This window comes from Acidisoma silvae, from assembly GCF_020618775.1.
Classification (GTDB): Bacteria; Pseudomonadota; Alphaproteobacteria; order Acetobacterales; family Acetobacteraceae; genus Acidisoma; species Acidisoma silvae.
Genome location: NZ_JAESVB010000002.1, coordinates 612,040 through 627,979, shown reverse-complemented (window position 1 = coordinate 627,979; position 15,940 = coordinate 612,040). Strand labels below are relative to the sequence as shown.

The window sequence follows — 15,940 nt, the reverse complement described above, 5'->3', positions numbered from 1 at the left end:
AACCGGGTCCGGAAGGGATGACGCAGTGATCGAGTTTTTCGCGAAATATATTATCTATCTGGCGCTCGGTCTGATGGGCATCGCCGCCGCATGGGTCGTCATCCAGATACTTTTCGCGTCGCCGGACATGCTGGTCTTCGCCGAAATCGCCATTGTCTGCGCCGTGCTGGCGCCGGTCCTTTGCCTGATCGGCTGGGGCGTGCGCTGGGTCGGCTGGCAGACGCGATCCTGACGGCTGCTGTCTGCGCATCACGGCTGCTGATGGAGACTTGTCATGAATGACGAGAAGACGGCGCTTGGGCAGAAGATTCTCCGTATCAAGCGGCAGCTGCGATTGAGCTGGGACGATATCGGCCGGGCGCTGGGGCATTCGCCGGTCTGGAGCTGTGCGGCCTGTCTGGGCCAGATGTCGATGACGCCCGAAACAGCGGAAAAAGCCGCCAGCCTTTTCGATCTGGATGCGGCTGAGCAGGCCGTGCTGGAAGCCATTCCCTATCGCGGATCGCTGCCGGGCGCGGTGCCGACCGATCCGCTGATCTATCGTTTCTATGAGCTGATCCAGGTTTACGGCACAACCTGGAAGGAACTCATCCATGAAGAATTTGGCGATGGCATCATGAGTGCCATCGATTTCGACATGACGCTGGAACGCCAGCCGGACCAGAAGGGCGATCGCGTCAAAATTACCATGAGTGGTAAGTTTCTGCCCTACAAGCGCTACTGACGCGCGTTTTAGTTGTTCGGTCAATTACGTCTCGCGCGGCTGGCCGGCGTCATAGACGGCCAGCTTGCGGTCATGAATGCCGAGCGCTGGCCATGACGCGCGCCATTCCGCCAGATGCGGCGTGGCAAAATGGCGATCAAGCGATGCCTGGTCCCGCCAGATTTCAGTCACGCGGATAAGCCCTGGCTGCAGCACATCCTCGGCATAGGCATAGGCCTCGCAGCCATCTTCAGCGAGGCTCCGCTCCACCATCCGCCGCATGACCGGACGTGCTTCGGCACGCTTTTCCGGCGGCAGGCGGATGGTTCCGATGATGAGCAGCATGGCATTCGTCCGATCGGCTGAAAACGGCAGCCTATCAAGGGCAGAGCAGCCGGAACAGCACGCTGCCGATATAGACGCCGGCAGCCCCGATGATGCCGGTGAGCGTGGGCGGCGCCGGCAGCGGCAGGCGCAGCCAGGCGAAGAGCAGTCCCACGGACAGGCCGGCACCGAGGGCCAAGACAGGTTGCAGTGTCATTTGACAGCCGCAATCTCTGTCAGGAAGCTGTCGAGTGCCTGCGTAAAATGCGCGATGGTGACGGCATCCGTCAGCTTTCCATCGGTAATCTTTTCCCCCACATGCGCCACGACCAGTTCCTTGGCGGGGGACAGACGGCACAGCATGGATGACAGCGTATCGCGCATCGCGGCCTGGGCGCGGACGCCACCCAAAGCACCGGGCGAGACGGTCGCGAAGAGCACCGGCTTGTCGATGAAGCCGCTTTCGAAGGCCGGTCGGGACAGCCAGTCCAGCGCGTTTTTCAGCACGCCCGGCAGGCTGTGATTGAATTCCGGTGTCACGATCAGAACGGCGTCGCTGGCAAATATGCGGGCGCGCGCAGCGGATACGCTTTCGGGGCTGCTCTCCCCATCCTGGTCCTGATTGTAATGGGGCAGGGCGCCGATATCGAGCGATGCGTAATCGGTGCCGGGGGGCAGCAGGCCGGCCATGCCGTCCAGCGTCATGCGGGACGCGGAGGCTGCGCGCAGGCTGCCGGCGATACCGGTAATGGTCAGGGTCATAAGAGTCTCCAGAAAGAAGGCCCTGACATTTAGGCGTAAATTCTGATGGAAACTTTCGAGAAGGCGCCAAAAATATGCGATCCTCAGCCAAAGTGAGGCAGGGAAAGGCCCATGCAAGACGCTGTCCTGATCAGCCATGTCGCCGGCAGCCATGTCGACAGCCATCACCATGCCCAAGGCCAGCTCTCCGTGGTGACGCAGGGCACCATGATGGTGACGACGGAGGAAGGAGTCTGGCTGGCCCCGCCCGGTCGTGGCATCTGGGTTCCACCGGACAGGGAGCACGGTGCCCGCTACAGCGAAAATTCAGTCCATATCAGGATATTTTTCGATCGGGTCATGATCGGGAATTTGCCGCATCACTGCCGGGTGGTCGATGTCACGCCCTTGCTGCGGGAACTGGCCCTGGAAGCGTCGCGGCTGGCGACGATGCCGAACGATGCCGAAGAGCGGTCGCTGGTGATGCGCCTTATTCTGCGCCATCTGCGGCGCCCCGCGTCCCGGCTCGCGCTTTTCGTGCCCTATGGCCAGGATGCCCGCCTGCGGCGAGTGACGCAGCATCTTCTGGCTGACCCCGGCAGCACGGCCGGGTTAGATGATCTGGCAAAACTGGCCGGCGCCAGCCCGCGCACGCTGCTGCGGTTGTTTCAGGCTGAGACAGGCATGACGCTCAGCCGCTGGCGGGAGCATCTGCGCGTGACGGTCGCGGTCGACCGTCTCAGTCGTGGACGCTCGATTACCGAAACCGCGCTCGCGCTGGGCTATCAGAGTCCCAGCGCCTTCACCACCATGTTCACACGACTGATGGGGCAACCACCCCGGGCTTTGCTGAGGACTATGGAATAGACCGCCTGGTCAGGCGGCGCTGTCGCGCGGATGAAACAGATGAAGATGCGCGTCGCCCCAATGCTTCAAAGCCAGAATGACGGCTTCCAGGGAACGGCCGCGTTCCGACAGGCTGTATTCCACCTTCGGCGGCACCTGCGCATAGACGCGGCGGGCGATCAGCCCGTCCACTTCCAACTCGCGCAATTGGTTCGTCAACATGCGCTGGGTGACGTCCGGAATGCGCTTGCGGATTTCATTGAAGCGCAAAGTCCCGTCCAGCAGATGGAACAGGATGACGCCCTTCCACTTGCCGTCGATAAGGCTGAGCGTTGCCTCCACCGAACAGCCGGGGCTGCAATCGAGACGGGAATGGCGGCCAGGGCTACTAACGGTATCCATTTTGACACTATGTGCTGAATTTGTGCGTACTTGGCGGAAGCGCTGATAATAGCGACACTCGCGGCCAGACGATAGAGAGGAGACGCTTCATGCGCGCCATCGGATACCAAAGCCCTGGTCCCATCGAACGGGTGGACGCTCTGGTCGATATTACACTGCCAGACCCGGTGCCGGCCGGCCTTGACCTGCTGGTCGAGGTCAAGGCGGTGTCGGTCAACCCCGTCGATACCAAGATCCGCAAATCGGCGACCCCGCCCGAGGGCGGCTGGAAGGTTCTGGGCTGGGACGCGGCCGGCATCGTCCGCGCGGTCGGACCCGACGTGGCCTGGTTCAAACCCGGGGACGCTGTCTACTACGCTGGGGATATCACGCGTCCAGGCACCAATTCGGCGTTGCATCTGGTCGATGAGCGGATCGTCGGACGCAAACCCGAAACGCTGGACTGGGCGGAAACTGCGGCCCTGCCGCTGACGGCGCTGACCGCCTGGGAAGCGCTGTTCGACCGGCTTGATGTGAAAAAGCCTGTGCCGGGCGCGGCGAATGCCATCCTCATCATCGGCGGCGCCGGCGGGGTGGGCTCCATCGCCATTCAGCTGCTGCGCGCACTGACCGATCTGACGGTCATTGCCACGGCGTCACGCCCCGGGACGCAGGATTGGATTCGCACACTTGGCGCGCATCATGTCATCGACCACAGCCAACCGATTGCGGCACAGGTGGAGGCCCTCGGCCTGGGCGCGCCCGGCTTCGTCTTCTCGACCACGCATACGGATGCGCATCTGCCTGAAATCGTCGCGGCCATCGCGCCGCAGGGACGTTTCGCGCTGATTGATGATCCCGCCGCGCTCGACATCAATCCTTTCAAGCGCAAGGCGGTTTCGGTTCATTGGGAGCTGATGTTTACGCGGTCGCTATTTCAGACGGCCGATATGGCCGCACAGCGGGAGATTCTGAATGATGTTTCCGCCTTGGTGGATGCCGGGAAAATCCGCACCACGCTGACGGAGACGCTGCGGCCGATATCGGCGGAAAATCTGAAGCGGGTGCATGGGCTTATCGAAAGCCATGCCGCACACGGCAAAATCGTATTGGAAGGCTGGGCCTAACCGCTCAGCCAGGCGGCAGGCGTGCCGGGGAGGGTCAGACCTGCCCGAGCGCCTGATCGCAACGTCCGGCCTGCTTGCCCGGATGATAGGCGCCGTCGCGACAGAGATCATCTTCGTCGACCTCTTCGCCGCTAAAGAGAATGGCCAGACCGCCGATAGCCTCGATCGCGGGGCGTGACCGCTTGGCTGGCGCGATTTGGCCTAGGCCTTCGCCCGGCACCCAGGTCCAATAGCTATAGACTGTAATGCTGCTTCCCACGCGTCCTCCTCTCGGCCGCTTCTAAAGGCTGGCCGATACAGGAATTATGACGCGCTCAGCGGAAATTGTGATATCGCATTCGCGTGTGTCTGGCAGCTGCTCGGCGCTGGGCAGATAGTTCTGATCTTTGCAGTGGCGGTGACGACTTTTGCAAAGATAGACATTGCGTTGAAACCGGATGCACGGATGCCAGATAGAGAAAGGCTTCGCAGAGAGCCGGTTCTTAAAAGAGGCAAAAGACCATGGAGATGGGAAGCAGTCTCACGATCGCAAAATCATTGATCAAGCGATATGGGGCGCAGGCGCAGGCTGTAGCCACGGAGCGTGCGACAATCGCGGCACAGCAGGATCCGGGATCGAATTTCATTTGGCAGCAAGTGCCTGCGTTGGTGAGCGAGTTGCGACGGACAGGCCTCGCACATCGCCAAAAGCTGACGGAGCTCGGTCCGCAAGCGCCTGATCGCTTCATGCGATAGGCGCGTCTTGTCACGATGAGGGACGGTTTGAAAAAGTCTGGTAGCGGTGGACGGATTTGAACCGCCGACCAAGGGATTATGATTCCCCTGCTCTACCGCTGAGCTACACCGCCAGACCAGTTTACCATGCGGCAAACGCCGCGCGGTGGGAGCGGATACCGCCCACGCCGCGCGGCGTCAACCCGTGTCGACGCTTAGGCGGGTTTCGTCGGATAGCCAGGATAGTCAGGGTCCACGACGAAGGGGAAGGGACCGGGGAACCGCTCGACATAGACGGTATGGGTCACGATGCCGCCGTCGGCCGATTGCAGGTGTAAATGATAGGCTGACGGTTCCAGCACCAGCTGCGCCTCGATATCGGGCAGCAGGCAAAGATCGGTCTGATGGGCGACGGCCGGCGCGATGATGACGATGGCATGGCCCAGGCGGCCGACGATATTGCGGTGATGATGGCCGGTCAGGATACGCTCGACCTGCGGGTGCTTCTGCAGCAGGGCGCCGAGTTCCGTGGTATTCTGCAGCCAGATGCTGTCCATGTCGGGCGCGCCGGTCAGCATCGGAGGGTGGTGGAAGACCAGCATGGTCGGCTTGTGGGGCGCGGCGGATAGCGCCTGATCCAGAAAGGCCAGACGCTTGGCGCAGAGCAGGCCGTGGCCCGCTTCCGGCACCACCGAATCGAGCATCACCAACCGCACGGGCAAATCATCCACCACATATTGGACGAAATCGGGGTCTGCCGTGACGCCCGGCAGATGGGCGAAGGCCGCGCGGAAATTGTCCCGCCGATCATGATTGCCCGGCACGACATAGACCGGCATCGTCAGATACCGGCGGAAGAGCTGGGCTGCCATTTCATATTCGCCGGGCCGGCCGTTCTCCGTCACGTCACCCGAGACGATGACGACATCGGGTTGCGGGTTGAGGGCCGCGACATGGGCCAGCGCGCGCTCCGCCAGCATATTGGTCTCTACCACCCGTGCGGCGGCGCGGCCGCGCTCACAGATGTGCAGGTCGGATAATTGGGCGATAAGCATGAAAGGATCGGTCTCCAGGCGAAGGAGACCCCAGCTTATGTCCCGACGGCGCGGAGTTCTATGGGCCTCTCGATGAAACCGCCGCCCAGCACGCGGTCGCCCTGATAAAAGACACAGCCCTGGCCGGGGGCGGGCAGAGCAGGCTCATCCAGCACCACTAGGGCGCCACCAGCAGCCAAGGGCCGCACCAGTGCGGGCGCGGGTTCGGCGCGGGCGCGCATCTTCACTGTCACCCGCAGGCCGTCTTCAGGCGCATCTGCCAGCCAATTGACCTCGCGCAGACGCACCTCGCGCACGCCACCCTGACGGGGGCCGACGATGATGCGACGGCGGGCCGGGTCCAACTGCGTCACGACCGGGCTTTCCTCGCCTTCCCGATGCGGCAGCCGCAGGCGCTTGGCCTGCCCCACGGTATAGCGCGCGATACCCTCATGCTGGCCCAGAACGCGGCCTTCGGCATCGACGATATCACCCGGCGTCATCGCCTCGGGCCGCAGCTTGGCGATGATATCCGTGTAACGGCCTTGCGGCACGAAGCAGATATCCTGGCTGTCCGGCTTCACCGCGACCTGCATACCCAGTCGCGCGGCTTCCGCGCGCACGGCGGCCTTGTCCGGCATATCGCCCAGCGGAAAGCGGCTGAAATCCAGCTGCTCGCGCGTGGTGGCGAACAGGAACCAGCTCTGGTCGCGCGCCGGGTCGACCGCGCGATGCAGTTCCGCGCCGTTCGGGCCTTCGATGCGGCGGACGTAATGGCCGGTCGCCATGGCCTCCGCGCCCAGGTCGCGCGCCATGGCGATCAGATCGCCGAACTTCACGCTCTGATTGCAGCGCACGCAGGGCACGGGCGTTTCGCCGGCCGCGTAGCTGGCGGCGAAGTCTTCCATGACCGCCGCGCGGAAACGCGCTTCGGCGTCGATGACGTAATGGGGAATGCCGATGCGGTCGGCGACGCGCTTCGCGTCGTGAATATCCTCACCGGCGCAGCAGGCGCCCTTGCGTTTCGCAGCCTGGCCGTGATCGTACAGCTGCAACGTCACGCCGATGACTTCATGGCCCTGTTCGGCGAGAAGACCGGCGACGACTGAGCTATCCACACCGCCGGACATGGCGACAACAATGCGCATGCGAATTCCTTCGTGATGCGCAGCCTTTTATCGCGAATGCGCTTACGCGGCCACGTGTTTCCGAGATGGCGGCTTCACGGCGGGCGGCGGGCTCTTGGTCTTCAGGCCGCACCAGGGCGCGGCATTGCAGCGCCAGCATTCCGGCAGCCGCGCCTTGCAGATGTAGCGGCCGTGCAGGATCAGCCAGTGATGGGCATGCATCAGCATATCCGGCGGGATGCGCTTGAGGAGCTGATCCTCGACCACGCGGACGGTCGCGCCCGGCGCGAGGCCCGTGCGATTGCCCAGCCGGAACAGATGCGTGTCGACGGCGATTGTGGGTTCGCCGAAGGCCACGTTCAGCACGACATTGGCGGTCTTGCGGCCGACGCCGGGCAAGGCTTCCAGCGCGTCGCGGTCATGCGGCACTTCGCCGCCATATTGCGCGACCAGGATTTCCGACAGAGCCACGACATTGCGGGCCTTGCCCTGCCACAGCCCGATCGTCCTGATGTAGCGGCCCACGCCTTCCACGCCGAGGGCCACCATCGCCTGCGGCGTTCCGGCCAACTTGAACAGCGGGCCGGTGGCCTTGTTGACCGAAATATCAGTCGCCTGGGCCGACAGCACGACAGAGACCAGCAGCGTATAGACATCCGAATAGACGAGTTCCGTCTTCGCATCGGGCCAATGGCCTGCGAGCGCTTCCAGAAACGGACGCACGTTCTTGTTGGGCATGCGCGCGCTTGCCGCTTTCGGGCGGGCGGCAGCGAGAGCGGTTGTTTCAGTCATGCGGGGGGATTGCCCTTATGCGGTCGTCATGCGCGGCTTGATGCCGCGCATCTACCCGTTTGGGCGCCCTTACGGGTAGATCCGCGCACCGGGTGCGCGGATGACGGCTTGGGTAATCAGGCTTTTTCGGCGATATGGGCCAGCAGGAAGTCACGGAAGACGGCAACGCGCTTCGAATTCCGCAGCTCTTCCGGATAGACGAAGAAGACATCGACCTTCGGCGCCTTCACTTCCTGCAGGATGTGAACCAGGCCTTCGGTGTCGCGGCCGAGGTAGTCCGGCAGCACGCCGATGCCGAGGCCCGAGCGGATGGCCAGCGCCATGCCGTGCAGGTTGTTGATTTCCAGCGCGGCGCGGCGCGGATTGCCCGGGCGGCGTCCGGCTTCGGCCAGCCAGTTGATATCCTCGACCGGGGGCTGGTAGCCGCCGAAGAGGATGATCTTGTGGTTGTCGAGGTCTTCCGCGGTCTGCGGCGTGCCGTGCTTCTTGAGGTATTCCGGCGAGGCGTAGACCGTCCAATGGATGTCCATCAGATGGCGCTGCACCAGATCGGGCTGCTTCGGCGGATGCATGCGGATGGCGACATCGGCTTCGCGCATGGCGAGATCGAGATCGCCGTCATCCAGCAGCATGGACATCGAGACTTCCGGATATTGCTCCAGGAAAGCCTGAACGCGGGAGGCGAGCCAGATGGAGCCGAAGCCCACCGTGGTCGTCACCTTCAGGCGGCCGGCCGGCTTTTCCTTGCTTTCCGTCAGCAGGGCTTCCGTCATCGCGAGCTTCGCGAAGACTTCACGCACTGTCTTGTTCAGTGCCTCGCCCTGTTCCGTCAGGATCAGGCCACGCGCATGGCGGTGGAACAGCGGAACCTGAAGAGCTTCCTCAAGCGCCGAAATCTGGCGGGAAACTGCAGACTGGCTGAGGTTCAAGGTATCACCCGCGTGGGTGAAGCTGCCCGCCTCCGCCACCGAGTGAAAAACCCTTAGTTTGTCCCAATCCATCGTGCCGATCCCAATCATCTAGCCATAAGGTTCATTCGAGCGGGTGACATGGCCCTCCACATCACCCCATTGCAGCTTAGTAAGCCGCTACAGAAACTTTCGAAACACTATGCGTCAGCCATTTTTCGGCATCGAGCGCCGCCATGCAGCCGGAGGCCGCCGCTGTCACCGCCTGACGATAGATACGATCCTGCACGTCGCCGGCCGCAAAGACGCCGGGCACCGAGGTGCGCGTCGTGCCGCTTTCCGTGGTGATATAGCCATCAGCGTCGAGGTCGAGCGTATTTTTGAAGACGGCGGTGTTCGGCGTATGACCGATGGCGACGAAAACGCCGTCGACGTCGATCATGCGTGTCGCGCCTGTCCGCACATGCTTCAAGCGCAATCCGTTGACGACGGCAGGCGAACCCGCGCCCAGAACTTCGTCGACAGCGTGATCCCAGATCACCGACACTTTCGCATTGGATAGCAGGCGGTCCTGCAGGATGCGCTCGGCGCGCAGCGAGTCGCGGCGATGGATCAGCGTGACGTGGCTGGCGTGGTGCGTCAGATACAGCGCTTCCTCGACCGCCGTATTGCCGCCACCGATGACCGCAACCGTCTTGCCGCGATAGAAGAAGCCGTCGCAGGTGGCGCAAGCTGAAACGCCTGCGCCGCGCAATGCGCGTTCGGACGGCAGTTCCAGCCAGCGGGCGGAAGCGCCGGTGGCGATGATCACCGAATTCGCCTCGAATCGCTCATTCGAATCGGTGAGGGCTACGAAGGGGCGGCGTGTGAAATCAACATCCGTCACGATGTCGTGAATGATGCGCGTGCCCATGCGTTCGGCCTGTGCCGCCATCTGTTCCATCAGCCAGGGGCCCTGGATCGGGTCGGCGAAACCCGGATAATTTTCGACATCGGTGGTGATGGTCAGCTGACCGCCCGGCTGCAGCCCGGCAATAAGAACAGGCGACAGGCCGGCACGCGCGGCGTAGATCGCTGCGGTATAGCCTGCAGGACCGGCACCGATGATGAGCACCGGAATGGGTTGCATTGAGGTCATGAAAAAAGTCGATCCACCGATTCGAGCAAAAATAAGATATCGGCCCACCGGAAGCTAAGGCAAGGAAAAGACTGCCGGGTCGGCCTCGATACCATTGCCCGCACCGCAGGCCAATGAAATAATATTGCGCGCGGCGCCAGCTTTGGGCGCTTTAGAGTATTTGGATCTTTCTATGAAGACCGACCCGAATGAGCTTGTCGATTTCGACGCGATCGACCGCAGAATACTGACCGAACTGCAGGTCGATGGCCGTATCACCAATGTGGAACTGGCCAGACGCGCCGGCATCTCCGCGCCGCCCTGCCTGCGGCGTGTGCGCCGGCTGGAGGAGGCCGGGCTTATCCGCGGCTATCACGCCGAAACGGATGGCTCGAAACTCGGCTGGAGCATTACGTTTTTTGTCATCGTCGGGCTGGAAAGCCAGAAGGAGGCCGTGCTCTCCGGCTTCGAGAAGCAGGTGGCGGTCTGGGAAGAAGTGCGCGAATGCCACATGATCCGGGGCGGTGGCGATTTCCTGCTGCGTCTTGTCGCGCGGGATGCGGCCCATGAGAATGTGCTGACGCAAAAGCTGACGGGTCTGGCCGAGGTGAGCCGCGTGCAGACGCTGCAGACAATCAGGACCAGCAAGAACGTCGCCGGCGTTCCGATCTGAGGATAGGCCGTCAGTCGATGGTGGCGAGCAGCCGCGCCGCCATCTCGGCCGGATTGGCCATGGCCGCCGCCAGCCCCTCGAAATAGCCGGACGCCGCGCCTGAGCGGCGGATGAAGGCGAGGAAAGCCGTGATGGAGCGGCTGCCTTCCGCGAGCGGGATTGCACCTGACGTGAGTGTCACTGTCTGCGCCGTCATGCTGCGGCCGAGATCCTGGCCGAAGCGGTAATTGCGGGACTGTGCGGATGTGCAGGTGAGGATGAGATCACCAAGGCCGCCGGGGGACAGCACGGTCTCCGCCTCTCCGCCAAGCGCGGGCAGAAGCAGGGACAATTCCCTGATGCCGCGCGCGACATAGCTGGCGCGGGTATTGGCGCCCAGGTCCAGCCCTTCCGCCAGGCCGGCGCCGATGGCGATGATATTCTTGGCGACTCCGACGATTTCCAGTCCGCGCAGGTCTGTCGTCGGCGTCAGCGACAGCAGCGGGCTGGCCAGCCTAGCGGCGATGCTGCGTGCCATTTCAGCCTCGACACAGCCGAGCGACATCCAGGCTGCGTGGCCGGCCAGCATTTCGCTGGCGAAGGTGGGGCCAGAAAGCATGCCGACCACATGGCCGGGCAGATGCTGTGCAATCAGATCGGTCGGGAAGTCATGCGTCTCCGCGTCCATGCCCTTGACGCAGGAAAGGATGACGGCGCGGGGCCGATGCGGCGGCAACCGGTCGAGAACGGAGGCCAGAGCGCCGCTGGGCAAGGCCAGAATGACGACGTCATAAGCGCCGAGGTCGATCGCCTGCAGGTCATGAATGAAGGCGGAGACAGCGGCCGAAGCCACATCATCCTTCGGCGGGTTGCGGCTGAAGACCGAAATGGCGATGTCGCCGCGCCGGTGCAGGGCGCCGGCCAAAGCCTGGCCGAAGGCGCCAAAGCCCATGATGAGCAGGGAAAGCGGGCCAGCGGTCAGGGCCATCATCCGATCCGTCAAAAGCAACGGAGGCGAGGTGCCGTGTTCCGTGGCGCTTGTCCAGCTTGGCCGGTCAGAAGCGGTAGCCGATGCCCGCGCCGATGACCCAGGGGTTGACTTGTCCACTAGCACTCAATGCCCCGTTATTCGCGGTGGCGTGAGCGCTCAGGATCAGTTTCTTGACGTCAAAATTCGCGTACCAGGGGCCGGACACACGGTAGTCGACGCCAATCTGAAAGATCGCGCCAGCTTCGGACGAGACCGAGAGTTGCTGCACCAAGCCACCCGCGGGGTCAGCGTCGAAATAGGGCAGAATCGCCAGACCGATGCCGATATAAGGGTTGAAGCGAGAGAAAGGCAGAAGGTGGTATTGCGGCACCACGAATATCGGAACGCTCGATACCTTGCCGATCGCGACATTGCCCAAGCGCGTGCCTTGCGCCGTCAGCGTCGTATGCTCGTATCCGACCTCAGCTTCGACAGCGATGTGGTTTGTGAAGAAATAGGAAATATCGACTTCCGGCGCCACACTGTCGGAATTCTGCAGATGGCCGCCAATGCGTGAAATGGTGGCGGAGCCGTGTTTGGGGATGACGCCGAGAATGCGACCGCGCACAAGAACGCTACCGGCGACTAGATTATCGCTGGAATCCGCTGTTTGGGCAGAAGCGGTCGCAAGGGGAACGGCAAGGGCGATACCAATGAGCGCCACACGCAGCAAAGTCCAAGATATCATCTGTTTTCTGGGGTCAAAAAACGGTTCAGGGGAATTAGCTTTTAGAACGTACCGGTTTCCGCGCCTAGGCGAAAAGCGAATGAATAAAACAGGAGTTGTCGTTTTACTGACGGTTGCGGCGATGATGCTGAGCTACCAAACCGCGCAGGCCGGGGCTGTTGGTCAAACCGAACTCATTCTTCCGGTTCAGCCCGGTTGTGTTACTTCGCCCTTCGGTCCGCGCATTCTGCGGCAGGCGCCTGTCGCCGGGCGCTATCATTGGGGCGCCGATCTGCGCGCTGCGGCGGGCGCGAAGGTGGTGGCGGTAGCGCCCGGGCACATCATCCGCATAGACCGGGAAGGCATGGGCGGGCTGGAGGTTCTGGTGCAGCATCCCGGCTTCCAGTCGCTATACGCGCATCTCGGCATGGTTTCCCCCGCGATTGCGAATGGCGCCAAAACCCTCAAGGCAGGACAATGGATCGGCCGCATCGGTCGCACCGGGCTGACGCTCGGCACGCATCTGTATTTTGAAATTCATATCGACGGAAAACGCGTCGATCCGGCGTCTTACCTGGGCGTTCAGCCCTGCGGCGCAGGAAAGAGCGCCGAGGTGCGGCCGAGTAGCCAGTAAGCGGTCAGTCCGATCCATTCATGCGCGGCGAGATCGACCAGTTCCAGCCGATCGGGAAAGCTGCCGCGCAAGGCCATGACGAGGCCCGGACCTGTTTTATAGCCGACGGGATAGGGAATGACCGGCCATCGGCTGTGCTGGAACAGGCCCATGGCGCGCGGCATATGCCAGGCTGAGGAGATGAGCAGCCAGGTCTGGCCCGGCTGCGGCTTCAGCAGCACCTTGAGATCACGGACGTTTTCATAGGTCGTCCGCGAACGGTGTTCGTAGATGACATCGCGATCGGCGAGGCCTAGGCCGTCGAAAAGCTGCTTCGCCACGTCGGCCTCAGTCAGATCCGCATGGACCAGTTCGCCATTGCCGCCCGTGAAGATCAGCTTCGCCCCGGGGTAGCGGCGCGCGAGCGTCACGAAGCTCGTCATCCGTTCGGCGGCCGCATTCAGCGCGGGCATGCCGTGCGCGGCGGAGATCGCGGTTTCCACCGCGCCGCCCAGAACGATGATGCCCGTCACCGAGCCGGGCAGTGCCTGCGGCTGGGGAAAGCGGTTTTCGATGGGCGCCAGCAGCCACGACCCCACGGGAAGAAACGCAATGGCGGCAAGGGTCGCGAGCGACACTGACAGGCAGGTGACCCCGGCCCGCCTGCGCTGGAAAATGACCAGCAGCAGGCCCAGGCAGGCCAGCAGCAACAACAGCATGCTGGGCGCCAGGATCAGCCAGACCAGCTTGGAGAGGACGAAGATGAACAGCGGCTTTGCCTCAACCTGCGCGTGCTGCCAGGGCGGTCAGCTGCATTTGCCGATCACCTTATGGCCGCCATAGGGATAGGTATCGGGACTGCCGCCCGGCGGCAGAACCGCAATCGCGCGGATATTTCCGACCCAGGACTGGCCATTCTGCCAATGAAACTGGCTGAGGTCTGGATAATAGCAGCCGTTCTGGATCAGCAGCGTATGATTGGCCTGGGTCGGGTCCGGCGTATCGGACAGCGCGATCCACTGCCCGGTGCCATTTGAGACAGAATAGGCCGGGAAATTGGCAACCGTGCCGTTGGTCGCGAAATCGACCGACTGCCCCTGGCAGCCGATGCCGGCCCAGAGCCGCACAAGGCCCGAGGGCGGAACGCCACAGGCGCTCTGCGCGGAGGCAACGCCGGTCAGGCCGATCAGGGCGGCTGCGGCCAGGGCTGCCGGGGCGCTGAGACGTTTTGAGAAGCGGGTCAGGGACATGCAAAACTCCTGTGCAAGCTGCTGCCGCAAGCTACGTCCTGGCTCGGCGCTAAACAACGCAACGCCGTATTAAGGAAGGTTTATCTGGCGCTGTCGCGCTGGTCTTTAGGCCAAAGCGAGCAGGCCATTCTCCGCCCTGTCGCGGCCGATGAGTGCCAGGCCTTCGGCGACGGAGACGAATTCGCCGCCGCCCGATACACGTTCCGCGCCGAAACGGGTTTCGAACAAGCCGCGCACGGCAGGCACGAAGGAGGTGCCGCCGGTCAGAAAGACGCGGTCGATTTCATCCGGCCGCAATCCGGCGGCGGCCAGCGCCTGATCGACCGAGGCCGACATGCGGGCGAGGTCCGGGGCGATCCAGGCTTCGAATTCATGCCGCGCAATGGTGCGCTCGATCGCCAGATCGCCATGGGCGAAGCGCAGGGTCGCCGTCTCCGAGCGCGACAGTTCCGCCTTTACGGCGCTGACGGTCTGATAGAGCTGATAGCCGAGTTCATCCTCGATCAGTCGGACCAGCATGCGCAGCTTGTCCGGATTATGGCTGGCGGCGGCCACTTCCTCGATGGCGCGCAGGGTGCGCGGCGCCTTCATCAGCGACAGCCGGTGCCAGCGCGCGAAGCCGGAGAAATATTCCGGCGGCACCGGCAGATCCGTACCCATGACCGAGTAGGTGTCGCCCTTGCCGAGCAATGGCGAGACGACATTGTCGATGATGCGATAGTCGAAGGTATCGCCCGCGATGCCGACGCCAGAATAGCCGAGCGGCTTGACGCCCCGGCTGTTGCGGGGGTCGAAGCGGATGACCGAGAAATCGCTGGTGCCGCCGCCGAAATCGCCGACCAGCACGGTCGCGGGTTCAGTGAGCGTGCGGGCGAAGCGATAGCCGGCAGCCTCGGGCTCCAACGCCACGTCGATCTGCGGATAGCCGGCCTGGGCGAAGGACGCGCGCAGGCGGCTTTCCCCGAAGGCGTCATCGGCAAGGTCTCCCGCGAAGCGCACGGGGCGGCCGGCGACGATATGGGCTTCCGGCTTTTCGCCCTGAAACAGCCCGTCCAGGAAGCTCGCGATCATGTCTTCCAGCGTGAAAATCTTGCCGAAGATATTGGTCCGCGAAAAACTGTGCTGCGCCAGATAGGTCTTCATCGACATGATGAGGCGGCTGTCCGTGGGGTCGTTTAGGTAGTTTTCCACCGCATAGGGGCCGGCGGCATGGCAGAGCCTGCTGCGACCTTTCTCATGCTCGTTCCAGAAGCACAGCACGGTGCGGAAGGTGTCGACCTCGCGGCTACCGACCGCATAGCGCGTTGTGGTGACGCTGCCATCGGTCTCAAGCTTTGCCAGCACGCTATTGGTGGTGCCGAAGTCGATGCCGATCAGCTGTGTCATCCGCGCCTGGTCCCGGTCAGTCAAAGGGCGGCGGTTCAACCGCGCTCGGCGGCGGATGGCAAGCCCTATCGGCCGGAACCGCCTATGCGCGACGGTGGCGGCCTGCCTTCCGGCGCGGTAGAAGCGGCGTATTGCGATGCGCGGGAGTGGACTGAACATGGATCAGGTTCTGGCGCTGCGGCCTTTTGTGCCGGCCAAGGATTTCGCGCTGTCCAAGCGCTTCTATCAGGCGCTGGGCTTCCGGCTGACCTGGGAGGAGCCACCGGTCGCCATGCTCAAGATGGGCAGTTTCAGTTTCATTCTCCAGGATTTCCACGAGCCGGCGCTGGCCGAGAACTTCATGGTCCAATTGCTGGTGCGCGATGTCGAAAGCTTTTGGGATGAACTCGACATCAATGCGCTGATGATCGATTTCGCGGTCAAGCCGCCGCAGGCCCCGGCGATCCAGCCCTGGGGGATGAAGGTCGGCTTCATCACCGACCCGTCCGGCGTGCTGTGGCATGTCGCCGAGACGCCGTTTTAGCAGGT

The 15,940-nt window shown here is 63.0% G+C and carries 22 protein-coding genes and 1 tRNA gene; 7 read left to right on the top strand and 16 right to left on the bottom strand.

Features of this window, described 5'->3' with window-relative positions; genetic code table 11:
• The first annotated feature begins 25 nt into the window (after nt 1–25).
• Entirely contained in the window at nt 26–232 is a 207-nt protein-coding gene (locus ASILVAE211_RS07605; RefSeq protein WP_227320682.1) for a hypothetical protein, read from the top strand.
• Between the two features lie 42 nt (nt 233–274).
• Nucleotides 275–724, top strand: a complete 450-nt coding sequence (cynS, locus tag ASILVAE211_RS07600; protein WP_227320681.1) for a cyanase — start codon at nt 275–277, stop codon at nt 722–724.
• A 24-nt stretch (nt 725–748) separates the two neighbouring features.
• On the opposite strand, the gene ASILVAE211_RS07595 is transcribed toward cynS, so the two are convergent.
• The 3 genes from ASILVAE211_RS07595 to ASILVAE211_RS07585 are packed head-to-tail and all read right to left on the bottom strand — an operon-like array spanning nt 749 to nt 1,789.
• Nucleotides 749–1,048, bottom strand: a complete 300-nt coding sequence (locus ASILVAE211_RS07595; protein ID WP_227320680.1) for a putative quinol monooxygenase — start codon at nt 1,046–1,048, stop codon at nt 749–751.
• Nucleotides 1,049–1,082: 34 nt separating this feature from the next.
• Entirely contained in the window at nt 1,083–1,244 is a 162-nt protein-coding gene (locus ASILVAE211_RS07590) for a DUF1427 family protein (protein ID WP_227320679.1), read from the bottom strand.
• On the bottom strand, nt 1,241–1,789 hold the full coding sequence (locus ASILVAE211_RS07585; protein ID WP_227320678.1) for an NADPH-dependent FMN reductase: 549 nt from the start codon (nt 1,787–1,789) through the stop codon (nt 1,241–1,243). Before ASILVAE211_RS07585 ends, ASILVAE211_RS07590 begins: the two co-directional genes overlap by 4 nt.
• A 111-nt stretch (nt 1,790–1,900) precedes the next feature.
• On the opposite strand from ASILVAE211_RS07585, the gene ASILVAE211_RS07580 reads away from it, so the two are divergent.
• On the top strand, nt 1,901–2,635 hold the full coding sequence (locus ASILVAE211_RS07580) for an AraC family transcriptional regulator (protein WP_227320677.1): 735 nt from the start codon (nt 1,901–1,903) through the stop codon (nt 2,633–2,635).
• 9 nt (nt 2,636–2,644) lie between these two features.
• Here the strand turns inward: ASILVAE211_RS07580 and ASILVAE211_RS07575 are convergent, their stop codons facing one another.
• Complete coding sequence (locus tag ASILVAE211_RS07575) at nt 2,645–3,016, bottom strand: winged helix-turn-helix transcriptional regulator (RefSeq protein WP_227320676.1); 372 nt, start codon at nt 3,014–3,016, stop codon at nt 2,645–2,647.
• Nucleotides 3,017–3,105: 89 nt separating this feature from the next.
• Between ASILVAE211_RS07575 and ASILVAE211_RS07570 the strand changes: the two genes are divergently transcribed.
• Complete coding sequence (locus tag ASILVAE211_RS07570) at nt 3,106–4,122, top strand: zinc-binding alcohol dehydrogenase family protein (RefSeq protein ID WP_227320675.1); 1,017 nt, start codon at nt 3,106–3,108, stop codon at nt 4,120–4,122.
• A gap of 34 nt (nt 4,123–4,156) precedes the next feature.
• On the opposite strand, the gene ASILVAE211_RS07565 is transcribed toward ASILVAE211_RS07570, so the two are convergent.
• The 7 genes from ASILVAE211_RS07565 to trxB all read right to left on the bottom strand — a co-directional run bounded on the left by ASILVAE211_RS07565 (nt 4,157) and on the right by trxB (nt 9,835).
• Entirely contained in the window at nt 4,157–4,381 is a 225-nt protein-coding gene (locus ASILVAE211_RS07565; RefSeq protein ID WP_227320674.1) for a hypothetical protein, read from the bottom strand.
• Nucleotides 4,382–4,895: 514 nt separating this feature from the next.
• Nucleotides 4,896–4,970, bottom strand: a tRNA-Met gene (locus ASILVAE211_RS07560).
• An 81-nt stretch (nt 4,971–5,051) separates the two neighbouring features.
• Nucleotides 5,052–5,891 carry a phosphodiesterase gene (locus ASILVAE211_RS07555; RefSeq protein ID WP_227320673.1) on the bottom strand — a complete coding sequence of 280 codons (840 nt, stop codon included), beginning with the start codon at nt 5,889–5,891 and terminating at the stop codon, nt 5,052–5,054.
• Between the two features lie 35 nt (nt 5,892–5,926).
• Nucleotides 5,927–7,018 (bottom strand): tRNA 2-thiouridine(34) synthase MnmA, encoded by a 1,092-nt coding sequence (gene mnmA, locus ASILVAE211_RS07550; protein ID WP_227320672.1) that lies wholly within the window; start codon nt 7,016–7,018, stop codon nt 5,927–5,929.
• Between the two features lie 42 nt (nt 7,019–7,060).
• Nucleotides 7,061–7,789, bottom strand: a complete 729-nt coding sequence (gene nth, locus ASILVAE211_RS07545; protein WP_406566024.1) for an endonuclease III — start codon at nt 7,787–7,789, stop codon at nt 7,061–7,063.
• A gap of 116 nt (nt 7,790–7,905) precedes the next feature.
• On the bottom strand, nt 7,906–8,790 hold the full coding sequence (locus ASILVAE211_RS07540; RefSeq protein ID WP_227320671.1) for a LysR family transcriptional regulator: 885 nt from the start codon (nt 8,788–8,790) through the stop codon (nt 7,906–7,908).
• Between the two features lie 76 nt (nt 8,791–8,866).
• A complete protein-coding gene (gene trxB, locus ASILVAE211_RS07535; RefSeq protein ID WP_227320670.1) occupies nt 8,867–9,835 on the bottom strand; it encodes a thioredoxin-disulfide reductase in 969 nt (322 codons plus the stop codon).
• A gap of 172 nt (nt 9,836–10,007) precedes the next feature.
• Between trxB and ASILVAE211_RS07530 the strand changes: the two genes are divergently transcribed.
• Nucleotides 10,008–10,487 (top strand): Lrp/AsnC family transcriptional regulator, encoded by a 480-nt coding sequence (locus ASILVAE211_RS07530; protein WP_227320669.1) that lies wholly within the window; start codon nt 10,008–10,010, stop codon nt 10,485–10,487.
• A gap of 10 nt (nt 10,488–10,497) precedes the next feature.
• Here the strand turns inward: ASILVAE211_RS07530 and ASILVAE211_RS07525 are convergent, their stop codons facing one another.
• Both ASILVAE211_RS07525 and ASILVAE211_RS07520 read right to left on the bottom strand, forming a co-directional pair.
• Nucleotides 10,498–11,454, bottom strand: coding sequence for an NAD(P)H-dependent glycerol-3-phosphate dehydrogenase (locus ASILVAE211_RS07525; RefSeq protein ID WP_227320668.1), 957 nt, complete (start codon nt 11,452–11,454; stop codon nt 10,498–10,500).
• 67 nt (nt 11,455–11,521) lie between these two features.
• Nucleotides 11,522–12,160 carry an OmpW/AlkL family protein gene (locus ASILVAE211_RS07520; RefSeq protein ID WP_227320773.1) on the bottom strand — a complete coding sequence of 213 codons (639 nt, stop codon included), beginning with the start codon at nt 12,158–12,160 and terminating at the stop codon, nt 11,522–11,524.
• Between the two features lie 103 nt (nt 12,161–12,263).
• Here ASILVAE211_RS07520 and ASILVAE211_RS07515 point away from each other — a divergent pair, with 103 nt between their 5' ends.
• Nucleotides 12,264–12,797, top strand: a complete 534-nt coding sequence (locus tag ASILVAE211_RS07515; protein ID WP_227320667.1) for a M23 family metallopeptidase — start codon at nt 12,264–12,266, stop codon at nt 12,795–12,797.
• On the opposite strand, the gene ASILVAE211_RS07510 is transcribed toward ASILVAE211_RS07515, so the two are convergent.
• The 3 genes from ASILVAE211_RS07510 to ASILVAE211_RS07500 form a co-directional block, all read right to left on the bottom strand.
• On the bottom strand, nt 12,746–13,495 hold the full coding sequence (locus ASILVAE211_RS07510; RefSeq protein WP_227320666.1) for a YdcF family protein: 750 nt from the start codon (nt 13,493–13,495) through the stop codon (nt 12,746–12,748). The genes ASILVAE211_RS07515 and ASILVAE211_RS07510 overlap by 52 nt on opposite strands.
• 87 nt (nt 13,496–13,582) lie before the next feature.
• A complete protein-coding gene (locus tag ASILVAE211_RS07505) occupies nt 13,583–14,026 on the bottom strand; it encodes a hypothetical protein (RefSeq protein WP_227320665.1) in 444 nt (147 codons plus the stop codon).
• Between the two features lie 105 nt (nt 14,027–14,131).
• The gene (locus tag ASILVAE211_RS07500; RefSeq protein ID WP_227320772.1) at nt 14,132–15,412 is read right to left on the bottom strand and encodes an Hsp70 family protein; all 1,281 of its coding nucleotides are present in this window, start codon (nt 15,410–15,412) and stop codon (nt 14,132–14,134) included.
• Nucleotides 15,413–15,569: 157 nt separating this feature from the next.
• On the opposite strand from ASILVAE211_RS07500, the gene ASILVAE211_RS07495 reads away from it, so the two are divergent.
• Entirely contained in the window at nt 15,570–15,935 is a 366-nt protein-coding gene (locus ASILVAE211_RS07495) for a VOC family protein (protein ID WP_227320664.1), read from the top strand.
• The last annotated feature ends 5 nt before the right edge of the window (nt 15,936–15,940 follow it).